Here is an 11014-nt window from a genome sequence, read left to right as displayed (position 1 = left end):
CTTAAGGACCTAGTCCCCCATCTTCAAGGCCTGGATAAACGCCTCCTGCGGAATGTCCACCTTCCCGAACTGCCGCATCCGCTTCTTGCCTTCTTTCTGCTTGTCCAGCAGCTTGCGTTTGCGCGAGACGTCGCCGCCGTAGCATTTGGCGGTGACGTCCTTGCGCAGCGCCGAGATGGTTTCTCGGGCGATGACCTTGCCGCCTATTGCCGCCTGGATCGGGATCTTGAACAGATGGTTCGGGATCAGCTCCTTGAGCTTCTCGCACATCTGCCTTCCGCGCTTTTCCGCCGCCGTGCGGTGCACCAGCATGGACAGCGCGTCGACCGGCTCCTCATTGACCAGGATCGACATCTTCACCAGGTCGCCCTCGCGGTAGTCGGTCAGGTGATAGTCGAAGGAGGCGTAGCCCTTGGAGATCGACTTCAGCCGGTCGTAGAAATCGAAGACGACCTCGTTGAGCGGCAGATCGTAGATCAGCATGGCGCGCTTGCCGACATAGGACAGGTCGGCCTGGATGCCGCGCCGGTCCTGGCAGAGTTTCAATATGCCGCCGAGATAGTCGTCGGGGGTCAATATGGTGGCGCGGATCCACGGCTCCTCGATCGCCGAGATCTTGACCACGTCGGGCATGTCGGCCGGGTTGTGCAGTTCCTTCATCGAGCCGTCGGTCAGAGCCAGCCGGTAGACGACGCTGGGTGCCGTGGCGATCAGGTCGAGGTTGAACTCGCGCTCCAGCCGCTCCTGGATGATTTCGAGATGTAAGAGGCCAAGGAAGCCGCAGCGATAGCCGAAGCCGAGCGCGGCGCTGGTTTCCATTTCAAAAGAGAAGCTGGCGTCGTTGAGGCGCAATTTGCCGACTGCGGCGCGCAGATCCTCGAAATCGGCGGCGTCGACCGGGAACAGGCCGCAGAACACCACAGGCTGCGCCGGCTTGAAGCCGGGCAGCGCCTTGGCGGTGGCGCGCTTGTCCTCGGTGATGGTGTCGCCGACGCGCGTGTCGGCCACTTCCTTGATCGAGCCGGTGAAGAAGCCGAATTCGCCGGGGCCGAGCTCGTCGACATTGATGCGCGCCGGTGTGAACACGCCGGTGCGCTCGACCAGATATTTGGCGCCGGTGCCCATCATGCGGATGGTCTGGCCCTTCTTCAGCACGCCGTCGATGACGCGCACCAGCACGATGACGCCGAGATAGGCGTCGTACCAGCTGTCGACCAGCATCGCCTTCAGGGGTGCCGTGGCGTCGCCTTCGCGCGGCGGCGGCAATTGGTGGACGATGGCCTCCAGGACATCCGGAATGCCGAGGCCGGTCTTGGCCGAGATCAGCACGGCGTTGGAGGCGTCGATGCCGATCACCTCCTCGACCTGCTCGCGGATGCGCTCGGGCTCGGCGGCCGGCAGGTCGACCTTGTTCAGCACCACGACGATCTCGTGGTTGTTGTCGATCGCCTGGTAGACATTGGCCAGCGTCTGCGCCTCGACGCCCTGGGAGGCATCGACGACCAGCAGCGAGCCCTCGCAGGCGGCCAGCGACCGCGACACTTCATAGGCGAAGTCGACATGTCCGGGCGTGTCGATCAAATTGAGGATATAGTCCTCGCCATTGTTGGCGCGGTATTTCAGCCGCACCGTCTGCGCCTTGATGGTGATGCCGCGCTCGCGCTCGATGTCCATCGAGTCCAGCACCTGCTCCTTCATGTCGCGCAGCTCCAGCCCGCCGGTCAGCTGGATCAGCCTGTCGGCAAGCGTGGATTTGCCATGGTCGATATGGGCGACGATGGAGAAATTGCGGATGTGGTCGAGGGGCGTGCTCATGGCGCGCGTTTAGCAGGGGTGGCTTGCCCGAGCAAGCTGTGCGCCTTTGCCGGAGCAGGCAGCACGGGCACCTGTCGCTTTTTTCGCGCTTTTCGCGAAAAATCTATAAATTTTAACCAAGCCCGTTAGAGCATAATTTGCGAACGGGATGTTAGCGGAGGGAAATATCTGATGTAAGGACGAAGGCATGCGGGGGCTTGCAGGCAGTTTTATCGAGTCGCGGAGCGGCTCGTTCGCACCGATACTCATTCTTGCCATGATACCGTTGATCACCGCGATCGGCTTTTCCGTCGACTACACCTCCGCTGTCCAGACCAGGTCGACCGAGCAGGCGGCACTCGACGCCGCGATCCTGTCGATCACCACGATGGATACGGCCTCGACGAAGCCGCAGCGCCAGGTGATGCTCCAGGATACCTACAGAGAAAACGGCGGGCGGGGCGCAGCGACCCTGAACAGCTTCGACGTCAGCGCCAACGGCACCGCCACCGCGCAGGCCTCGGCAAGTTTCGCCATGCCGACCGTGTTCATGCAGATCGCCAGGATTCCCACGGTAACGGTCGGCGTCGCGTCGGCGGTGAGCAAGACGCCGGCGCTGGTCGAAGCTACGTTCAATGTCGATCACGTTTCGGGCTACTGGAACAAGACCATGACTCTGTACGGCCTTCCCTACGGTTGGACCTCCACGACCACGCCGACGGCCATGATGAAGGCCAACTACAACTACAAAGCGTATAGTTATTCCTATACGAGCGGTGGTAAGACCTATACCGCTGCCGAGCCGAAAGGTTACGGGACGACAACTATTACCACGGGACCAACCGATACGCTGGTTCAGACCCAACTGTGCACGACAGTAGGATCAACAACCGATTTCACGGCCACTGCGGGAGTTTACAAAAGCACCGCGGTGGCAAAAAGCGGAAAAACGAACGGCTCCACCGTCTATTTCAAGACGACGTGCGCGACCACGAATTCCGCCGGAAACAGCAGTGGCGCAACAATCAACGTGAGCACGATGGACAAGCTCTATCTGCAGATGGATGTGCCGTCCGGGCCGGTCAACCCGCTCAGGTCGAACAATACAGACACGTCGAACCGGCTCTACCTCGGCGCCGGGTACAGCACCGCGGCACAAAAGGCCCTGAACCCTTCCAAATACCTCCCCGTCGAGGTTGCCAGCAACACGGTCGTCGACATCTTCGCCGTGGTGCCCTGCAGCGAGACCAGCGATCAGGCATGGGAAGACGGCGGCAACAATCCTCCACTGCCAGACGTTACGAACGCCGACTTCTTCTACAGCGTGATGGGCAAGTGCGACTTCAACAAGCGACCGTCCGACACACTGCTGACGCAGTAGATGCTGCTCCTCTTGCCTTCTCCCCTTGCGGGAGAAGGTGGATCGGCGCGTAGCGCCGAGACGGATGAGGGGTGCTGGACGGAGCGCAATAGCTGGCTAATCTAAGCCATGCCGCATCAACCTGTCCCGCCAGCCAAACGAAGCTTCGCCCGTTCGCTCCGGCGTGTAATGACGGAAGCGGAAGACCGGCTGTGGCATGAACTGCGCGACCGCAGGCTCGACCGGATAAAATTTCGGCGCCAGGTTCCCATTGGAAAGTACATTGCCGATTTCGTCTGCTTCGAAGCACGCTTGGTCGTCGAGATCGATGGCAGCCAGCATGCGGAGTTGGAGTCTGACAGCGTCCGCAAAACTCACCTGGAAGAGAAAGGCTTTCGCATTCTGCGCTTTTGGAACGATGACGTTCTGAAAGACATGAACGCCGTTAGCGATACCATCATCGCCTATGTACGGGATACCAGCCTACAGCCTTGGCGGTAGGGGCGCGTTCTTCCCTTCTCCCACAGGGGGAGAAGGGAAGAACGCCTGCGGCCCGATCACAAACCGGTGAGCGCTGTAACGAAGGCGCCGACAGCGGCGAAGTGGGGATATCTGCGGTGCTTCCAGGCGCCGCCGCCCACGGAGCAAGCCGATGTCGCGATCCTGTACGTTCATCAAAGTGTCCAGCCTCTCGGCGATTGCGCTGGCAGCGTCGCTCGGTGCGGCGGCGGCCCAGCCGCTCAGCGTGGTCGAGCTGTTCACCAGCCAGGGCTGCTCGTCCTGCCCGCCGGCCAATGCCAATCTGATCAAGGTCAAGGACCAGCCCGGCGTGCTGGCGCTGTCGTTCAACGTCACCTACTGGGACTATCTCGGCTGGAAGGATATCTTCGGAAAACAGGAATTCACCCGGCGCCAGGTCAGTTATGAGCCGGCGCTCGGTCATGACGGGCCGTTCACGCCGCAAGTGGTGGTCAACGGCCATGCCGATGTCGTCGGTGCCGCACCCGGCGAAATCGAAAAGCTGATTGCGGCGAGCGGCCGGACAAGCGGCCCGGCATTGTCACTCGATGGCGGCAGGATCAGCATCGGCGCCGGCGCCGCACCTGGCGGCCACGCCGATGTCTGGCTGGTGCGCTATGCCAAGGGCGTGGTCGAGGTGCCGGTTTCGCGCGGCGAAAACACCGGCCGCACCTTGCCGCACGCCAATGTCGTGCATGCGCTCGAAAAACTCGGCAGCTGGACCGGCGCGGCCGCGACATATCCTCTGCCCGCCGCGTCCGGCGGCCTGAGCACCGCCGTGCTCGTGCAGTCGCCCGGTGGCGGACCGATCCTGGCTGCCGCGACCGACTAGATCGCGCTTCGACAAGAAATTGCGCAACGCCGCATGGAGCGGCGCCGCATAGCACGGCCGCCAAGAGGGCGCGCCTTCAACGCCAACCCCAAGGAGATCATCATGACCACTTCCCGCCTGACGCTGCCGGCGCTCGCTCTCGCTCTGTGCTCGACGGCGCTGTTTGCCGGCGGCATCGCCCGTGCCGACGACGCGACCAATGCGATGAAGCCGGCTGCAAATGCCATGAAACCGGCCGCGGATGCGATGAAGCCGGCCGCAGACGCCATGAAACCTGCAACGGATGCGATGAAGCCTGCCGACCCGATGGCCACCAATTCCATGAAGCCGGCGGCTGACGCCATGAAGCCGGCAACGGATGCGATGGCTCCGGCCAAGTAAAGGCGGTGCTGTTTCCGGCTTCGGTCCCGCGGGTCCGAAGCCGGATGCACGTGAAAGTGAGGCTTCGGCCGCAACTCGCCCGTCGCATGATCGTATCTTATCCAATAGACTCCACATGATGGACGTCACAGGAGCTCAAGCCATGACCGACATTCAAAAACCAGTCATCAGACAATCGTCGAACGTCTTCCGCAGCGCGCTCGCCGCTCTTGCGCTGGCCGCCGCGGGCGCCGCCTTCTGGCTGACGCCGGCGGTTTCGGCCGAGGACGCGGTGAAGATCCCGCCGCCGGCGCTCGACGAGAAGGCGGCCACCGGCACTGAAAAGGCAGTCTTCGCCGGCGGTTGTTTCTGGGGCGTGCAGGGCGTGTTCCAGCACGTCAAGGGCGTCACCAAGGCCGTCTCCGGCTACACCGGCGGCGACAAGGACACCGCCGTCTACGAGACGGTCGGCTCAGGCCGCACCGGGCATGCCGAATCCGTCGAGATCACCTACGATCCGTCGAAGGTGACCTACGGCCAGCTGCTGCAGGTCTATTTCTCGGTCGCCCACAACCCGACCCAGCTGAATTTCCAGGGTCCGGACTCCGGCACGCAGTACCGCTCGACGATCTTCGCCGAAAACGATGCCCAAAAGAAGATCGCGCAAAGCTACATCGCCCAGCTCGACCAGGCCAAGGTGTTCCCGGAGCCGATCGTCACCACGCTGGAAACCGGCAAGACCTTCTATCCGGCCGAGAATTATCATCAGGACTTCCTGACGCTGAACCCGACCTATCCCTACATCGTCTACAACGACCTGCCCAAGGTGGCGAACCTGAAGGCCCTGTTCCCGGCGCTCTATAGCGAGAAGCCGGTGCTGGTGCTGTCGGCGAGCAACTAAGAATGCCCAATCTCCCCCTCGCGGGGGGAGATTTGCGCACTCAGCCGCCCCGCCCCTGCCGGCTACATGGCCTTCATCGCGTCACACGACACAGTCGGGTTCATGTCGGCGAAGGTGCCGGCCGGGTTCTTCTTCCAGGCCCAGACATGCAGTTCATAGAACGGGCCTAGACCGTAGCGGTTGGGCGCGCTGTCGAAATTGAACAGCTGCCCTTCCAGCGAAGCCGGACCTTTCGAGGTGATGTACTCGACGGCCACCAGCCTCAGCTTGCCGTTTGCCATCGGCTCGTACATCACCGCCTCGGGCTTGGCGAGTTCGACCGCATCGTCCTTCAGATAACCGGCATTGACATAGTGGATGCCCATGGCGCCGCCGGTGATGCCGCTGGCGCAAGGGATCGGCGCATAGCCCTCGGCCGTCGCCATCGCCACGTTCTCGAAGCGGCTGTTGGCTGCCCGCACCTTCTCGTCCAGCGCGCCAGCGTTGTGAGCATTGGCCGCCGTGGCCGCGATCGACAGGTTGATGAGGTGTTTGGTCCACAGATGGATGTTCATGTTCTCTCCTCCTTGTTGATGGCGCGCGGGAGCCGCCGCTCCCGCTGCGACGTCGGATCTCGGCTGCACGCATCATTGGTACCGGGTGAAGTCCCAGTAGTGCGGCAGACCCTCGAGCTCCGGCAGGCCGATGTCGCGTCTCAGATAATCGTCCTGCGGAGGCAATCGACGCCGACTCTTGCGCAATGGCGCGAACAGCAGCGAGGCCAGCCGCCAGAAAGCCCGGCCCGGTAACGGGTCTCGTCCGACGGGTCTCGACGCCGCCGACGGCCCGCTGAACGATTCGTCAGGCACGCTGCCGTCGCCGCGAAGGGCAGTTTGATACTCATCGATCGGGTCAACGGTAAAAGTAAGGGTCAAGAACCCGCACCTCCGTGATCTTGTCGACAGGCAGCGCGTTTTTCTGGGCCGTGCTGCGGATCGCTTCCGGCGAAGGCGCGTCATAGATGCAGAAGCTCTGCTTCTTGTCGGGCGAGACGAAGGACTGCACCCAAGTCACGCCTTTCTCCGCGTTGCGCATGATGACGCCGCCCAGCGCATCGGCGCCGGCCTCGTTCACCGGCACGCTGAGGCCGTTGGGAAATGTACGTTCAACCACATAGCGAGGCATATCAGGTTCCTTTTTACTGTTTCACGCCCGGTTTTGAGCGCGGAGGACATTGATCACGCTCGCCAGGGGCGCGCATCGGAACCTTTCCCTATGTTTCGTGGGACGATTCCCCATGTTAACGGCGTTCACTGCTGGAGCCACAAAGCCGATACCGGGCCGCGCTATCCTGCCTGACGAAAGCGGGGTGCGGCGGCGACCCGGATCACGAAAAGCGGATGATCATGCTTCTGGAACGGCAGACACAGCTGGAGCAGCTGGACGGACTTCTCGCCGAAGCCGCGCGTGGTCGCGGCAGCGTGGTGGCGTTGTCGGGCGAGGCCGGCGCCGGCAAGACCGCACTGGTCGAGGCCTTCGTCGCCGGCGCGGCCAAGGCTACGCGCATCTTGCGCAGCGCCTGCGAGGACCTGTCGATCCCCGATCCGCTCGGACCGCTCTATGACCTCGCCCGCGAGGCGCAATGGGCGATGCCGCAGGCGATCGACGCCAGGCAGGGTCAGCGGCTGCCACTGTTCTCCGGTGCCCTCGACGTGTTCGAGACAAGGACCCAGCCGACGCTTCTGGTAATCGAGGATCTGCATTGGGCGGACGACGCGACGCTCGATTTCGTCCGCTTTCTTGGCCGGCGCATCGCCAACACCCACATCCTGGTCCTGTTGACGGCGCGCACCGACCGCAGCGAAGGACAGGCGCGTGTGCGCCGGGCGCTGGGTGAAATTCCGTCGGGCAACGTTGCCCGTATCGACGTGCCGCTGTTGAGCGAGGCGGCCGTCCTGTCGCTCGCCAGCGCTGCCGGCCGAGATGGCGACGCCATCTACCGGGTCACCGCCGGCAATGCCTTCTTCGTCACCGAGCTCCTGTGTGCCGACAATGAGATGACGCCACCGGCCAGCGTGCGGGACGCCGTTGTGGCGCGGGCCGAACGGCTGTCCGCCGGTGCCCGCTCGATGCTGGACGCGGTGTCGGTGTTTCCCAGGCGGGCCGATGCTTGGGCTCTGCAGGGCCTGTGCGGCGTCGCCAGCGCCGGACAGCTGGCGGAATGTGTGTCGAATGGGCTGCTCGACGATCTGGGCGATGGCTATGCCTTCCGCCATGAAATCGCACGCCGCGCCATCGAGATGATGCTGACGACAAGTTACAGGAGACTGTTCAACCAGCGCGCGCTGTCGGCGCTGCTTGAAAACGGCGGCGTCGCCACCGCACGCCTGGTCCATCACGCCGTGGAAGCGCACAATTTCGAGGCGGTGCGCGAATTCGCGCCGATCGCCGCGCGCGAGGCTTCGCGTGTCGGCGCCCATCGCGACGCCGCCGGCTACTATGAGGTCGCCTTGCGGCAGGCCGACACCTTGCCCGTGGAAGAACGCGCCGGACTTTACGAGCAGTATGCCTTCGAGTGTCACTTGATCGCCCGCATTGACGAGGCCATCAAGGCGCAGGAACAAGCCCGCGCGTTGCAAAAGGCGCTTGGCAACACGCTGAAGGAAGGCGACAGCCTCAGGTGGCTATCGCGCTTCGCCTATCTGTTGGGCGACCGCCCGGCAGCCGACCTGTTCGGCGCCCAGGCGGTCGCGTTGCTGGAGGCAGTTCCCGCCAGTGCCGAACTTGCCATGGCCTATTCGAACCTTTCGCAGCTGGCGATGCTGGCCGAGAGGCTCGACGAGACCCTGTCGCTGGGCGGCAGGGCGATCGAGCTTGCCGAGCAGCTGGACCGGCAGGATGTCGTTTGTCACGCGCTCAACAATGTCGGCGCCGCCGAGCAGTGGCTGGATCTGGCCAGCAGCCGGCTGCATCTCGCCCGCAGCCTTGAAATCGCGCTGGAGCAGAATTTTCAGGAGCACGCCGCGCGTGCCTTCACCAATTGCGCCTGTGGCGAGATCAACCAATTGGGCTACAGCCAGGCTCAATCCTTCCTTGATCGCGGCATCGACTATTGCGTCGAGAACGATCTGGCGACTTGGCGTGACTATATGCGTGGGGTTCGGGCACAGTTGTTGTTGCGTCAGGGATACTGGAACGAAGCCGCCGCCGAGGCTCTGGATGTCATAAGCAATGACCAGGCGACGGCGCTGGTCCGCTATCCCGCTTTGGTGGCCCTGGTGAAACTGCGTCTTCGGCGCGGAGATCCTTCGGCCGAGCCACTGCTGGCGGAAATGAATCGGTTCCTGGAAAGGGGAGCCGAATTGCAGCGGCTGTTGCCGTACGCCGCCATCGTCGCCGAGCAGGCATGGCTCGGCGAGGCGGAAATCGCCGAGGCGCTGCGGCTGATCGACCTTGCCGAGACCCTGTCGCCGACGCGGGCTATGTTTGCCGAACTGGCCAGCTGGCGCCAGATCCTCTCCGCCGGTAGCGACGCGGGGGATACGGCCGGCATGGCCGCGCCGTACCGAATGCTCCTGGCTGGCGACTGGCAAGGGGCGGCCGCGGTCTGGGCGGATCTCAACGCACCTTATGAACGTGCGCTCGCGCTCGCCCAGGGCGATGAGCCGGCGCAGCGTGCGGCACTCGAGATATTCGAGACCCTTGGAGCCAAGCCGGTTGCGAGCCATGTGCGCGAAATCATGCGGCGCAACGGCGTCATTCGCATCGCCCGGGGGCCGCGCCAGACCACGCGCGCCAACAGCGCCGGCCTGACCCAACGCCAGATGGAAGTGCTGCAACTGATCGAGCGCGGCTTCTCCAACAAGCGGATCGCAGAGCATCTGACCATTTCACCAAAAACCGTCGATCACCATGTCTCCGCGGTTCTGGGTAAGCTGGATGCCATCTCGCGTGGCGAGGCCACAGCTGCCGCGCGCGATTCCGGGCTGATCTGAAAGCAGCCCTTCCTGAGAAAGCCCATGGCGCTTTGCGTCAAAGAGATGGAGCGGATCAATCGTAGGTCAGGTCGGTCGCCTTGCCGCCGAACACCCGGTAGGCATAGAAGGAATAGAAGATGATGATCGGCAGCACCACCACGGTGCCGGCCAGGATGATGGCCAGGCTTTCCGGTGCCGAGGCTGCCTGCCAGATGGTCAGGCGATCCGGCACCACGAACGGGTAGAACGACCAGGCGAGGCCGGCAAAGCCAAGCGCGAAGATGGCCGCCAGCGTCAGGAACGGCGTCAGTGAATGGCGGTCGTCGGGCTTCGGCAGATGGAAGGTCTGCCGCCACAGCCACAGAAACAGCAGCGCCGACAGGATCGGCAGCGGCGACAGATAAAGCATCTCCGGCCAGACGAACCATTTGTCGAAGATGCGCGGGCTGGCGAAGGGCGTCGCCAGCGACACCGCGGCCATGCCGAGTGCGGTCAGCACCAGCGTCGTGCGCAGCCAGCGCACCGCCTTCTTCTGCAGCTCGCCTTCGGTCTTGTAGATCACCCAGGCGGCACCCATCGCCGCGTAGGCGGCGGCAAGGCAGAACGCCACCAGCACGCCGAACGCCATGCCGCCGAGGCCGACATCGAGGCCGAGCACATAGACACCCAGCATGTAGCCCTGCGCCAGTGAGGCGATGAGCGAACCCAGGAAGAAAATACGGTTCCAGCGATGCTTCCGGCCAGCTGGCACCTTGGCGCGGAAATCGAAGGCAACGCCGCGCAGGATCAGCCCGAGCAAAAGCACGAAGACCGGAATGTAGAGCGCCGTCAGGATGACGCCATGCGCCAGCGGGAAGGCGACCAGCAGCAGGCCGACGGCCAGCACCAGCCAGGTTTCGTTGGCGTCCCAGAACGGGCCGATCGCGGCAATCATCGTATCCTGTTCGGCGTCTTCGGCGGCGGCGAACAGGATGCCGATGCCGAGATCGAAACCGTCGAGAATGACGTAGATCAGGATGGCGAGGCCCATCAGGCCGGCGAAGATGAGGGGAAGCGCGGTTGGCCAGTCGAAGCTCATCTTCTTCTCCTACTCGCCAGCCGCCGGCTGTGACATGGCGGCGTTCATGACGCCCGGCAGCGGCGATGAATCGCCGTCCTTCGCCGCCTTCAGCGCCAGGTGCACCAGCACGCCGAGATAGGCGATCAGCAAAAGCACATAGAGAACGAGGTAGGTCGCCAGCGTCAGCGCGACATGGCTGCCCGCCACCGGGCCGACCGCGTCTGCCGTTTTC

At 63.4% G+C, this 11014-nt stretch carries 11 protein-coding genes and 1 pseudogene; 6 read left to right on the top strand and 6 right to left on the bottom strand.

Annotated elements, in window-relative coordinates:
* Positions 1-9 precede the first annotated feature (9 nt).
* Positions 10-1815 (bottom strand): translation elongation factor 4, encoded by a 1806-nt coding sequence (gene lepA, locus ENZ75_RS08040; RefSeq protein WP_063169622.1) that lies wholly within the window; start codon positions 1813-1815, stop codon positions 10-12.
* 187 nt (positions 1816-2002) lie between these two features.
* On the opposite strand from lepA, the gene ENZ75_RS08035 reads away from it, so the two are divergent.
* The 5 genes from ENZ75_RS08035 to msrA all read left to right on the top strand — a co-directional run bounded on the left by ENZ75_RS08035 (position 2003) and on the right by msrA (position 5766).
* Positions 2003-3175, top strand: coding sequence for a pilus assembly protein TadG-related protein (locus ENZ75_RS08035; protein ID WP_063169623.1), 1173 nt, complete (start codon positions 2003-2005; stop codon positions 3173-3175).
* Positions 3176-3343: 168 nt separating this feature from the next.
* Positions 3344-3655 (top strand): endonuclease domain-containing protein, encoded by a 312-nt coding sequence (locus tag ENZ75_RS08030; RefSeq protein WP_244514250.1) that lies wholly within the window; start codon positions 3344-3346, stop codon positions 3653-3655.
* 151 nt (positions 3656-3806) lie between these two features.
* Positions 3807-4505 carry a DUF1223 domain-containing protein gene (locus ENZ75_RS08025; protein WP_063169625.1) on the top strand — a complete coding sequence of 233 codons (699 nt, stop codon included), beginning with the start codon at positions 3807-3809 and terminating at the stop codon, positions 4503-4505.
* A gap of 102 nt (positions 4506-4607) precedes the next feature.
* Positions 4608-4886, top strand: coding sequence for a hypothetical protein (locus ENZ75_RS08020; RefSeq protein WP_027162827.1), 279 nt, complete (start codon positions 4608-4610; stop codon positions 4884-4886).
* Positions 4887-5028: 142 nt separating this feature from the next.
* Complete coding sequence (gene msrA, locus ENZ75_RS08015) at positions 5029-5766, top strand: peptide-methionine (S)-S-oxide reductase MsrA (RefSeq protein WP_063169626.1); 738 nt, start codon at positions 5029-5031, stop codon at positions 5764-5766.
* A gap of 62 nt (positions 5767-5828) precedes the next feature.
* Here msrA and ENZ75_RS08010 read toward each other — a convergent pair whose 3' ends face one another.
* The 3 genes from ENZ75_RS08010 to ENZ75_RS08000 form a co-directional block, all read right to left on the bottom strand.
* Positions 5829-6320 (bottom strand): hypothetical protein, encoded by a 492-nt coding sequence (locus ENZ75_RS08010; RefSeq protein WP_063169627.1) that lies wholly within the window; start codon positions 6318-6320, stop codon positions 5829-5831.
* Between the two features lie 72 nt (positions 6321-6392).
* A complete protein-coding gene (locus tag ENZ75_RS08005; protein ID WP_013528686.1) occupies positions 6393-6680 on the bottom strand; it encodes a hypothetical protein in 288 nt (95 codons plus the stop codon).
* The gene (locus ENZ75_RS08000) at positions 6658-6930 is read right to left on the bottom strand and encodes a DUF4242 domain-containing protein (RefSeq protein ID WP_063169628.1); all 273 of its coding nucleotides are present in this window, start codon (positions 6928-6930) and stop codon (positions 6658-6660) included. Before ENZ75_RS08000 ends, ENZ75_RS08005 begins: the two co-directional genes overlap by 23 nt.
* A 221-nt stretch (positions 6931-7151) precedes the next feature.
* Between ENZ75_RS08000 and ENZ75_RS07995 the strand changes: the two genes are divergently transcribed.
* Positions 7152-9740 carry an AAA family ATPase gene (locus ENZ75_RS07995; RefSeq protein WP_063170411.1) on the top strand — a complete coding sequence of 863 codons (2589 nt, stop codon included), beginning with the start codon at positions 7152-7154 and terminating at the stop codon, positions 9738-9740.
* Positions 9741-9795: 55 nt separating this feature from the next.
* Here ENZ75_RS07995 and ENZ75_RS07990 read toward each other — a convergent pair whose 3' ends face one another.
* Together ENZ75_RS07990 and ENZ75_RS07985 are read right to left on the bottom strand one after the other, a co-directional pair.
* On the bottom strand, positions 9796-10800 hold the full coding sequence (locus ENZ75_RS07990) for a cytochrome d ubiquinol oxidase subunit II (protein ID WP_013528683.1): 1005 nt from the start codon (positions 10798-10800) through the stop codon (positions 9796-9798).
* 9 nt (positions 10801-10809) lie between these two features.
* Positions 10810-11014: pseudogene (locus ENZ75_RS07985) on the bottom strand (cytochrome ubiquinol oxidase subunit I); the annotation flags it as partial.

Source organism: Mesorhizobium sp. M7A.F.Ca.CA.002.04.1.1, from assembly GCF_004022805.1.
Lineage (GTDB): Bacteria > Pseudomonadota > Alphaproteobacteria > Rhizobiales > Rhizobiaceae > Mesorhizobium > Mesorhizobium ciceri.
The sequence above is the reverse complement of the archived record's forward strand: the minus strand, read 5'-3'. Positions and strand labels throughout refer to the sequence as shown.

Excerpts from the sequence above, each read along its gene's own strand:
- lepA (WP_063169622.1), bottom strand. The coding sequence starts at position 1,815 with ATGAGCACGCCCCTCGACCACATCCGCAATTTCTCCATCGTCGCCCAT.
- ENZ75_RS08035 (WP_063169623.1), top strand. The coding sequence starts at position 2,003 with ATGCGGGGGCTTGCAGGCAGTTTTATCGAGTCGCGGAGCGGCTCGTTC.
- ENZ75_RS08030 (WP_244514250.1), top strand. The coding sequence starts at position 3,344 with ATGACGGAAGCGGAAGACCGGCTGTGGCATGAACTGCGCGACCGCAGG.
- ENZ75_RS08025 (WP_063169625.1), top strand. The coding sequence starts at position 3,807 with ATGTCGCGATCCTGTACGTTCATCAAAGTGTCCAGCCTCTCGGCGATT.
- ENZ75_RS08020 (WP_027162827.1), top strand. The coding sequence starts at position 4,608 with ATGACCACTTCCCGCCTGACGCTGCCGGCGCTCGCTCTCGCTCTGTGC.
- msrA (WP_063169626.1), top strand. The coding sequence starts at position 5,029 with ATGACCGACATTCAAAAACCAGTCATCAGACAATCGTCGAACGTCTTC.
- ENZ75_RS08010 (WP_063169627.1), bottom strand. The coding sequence starts at position 6,320 with ATGAACATCCATCTGTGGACCAAACACCTCATCAACCTGTCGATCGCG.
- ENZ75_RS08000 (WP_063169628.1), bottom strand. The coding sequence starts at position 6,930 with ATGCCTCGCTATGTGGTTGAACGTACATTTCCCAACGGCCTCAGCGTG.
- ENZ75_RS07995 (WP_063170411.1), top strand. The coding sequence starts at position 7,152 with ATGCTTCTGGAACGGCAGACACAGCTGGAGCAGCTGGACGGACTTCTC.
- ENZ75_RS07990 (WP_013528683.1), bottom strand. The coding sequence starts at position 10,800 with ATGAGCTTCGACTGGCCAACCGCGCTTCCCCTCATCTTCGCCGGCCTG.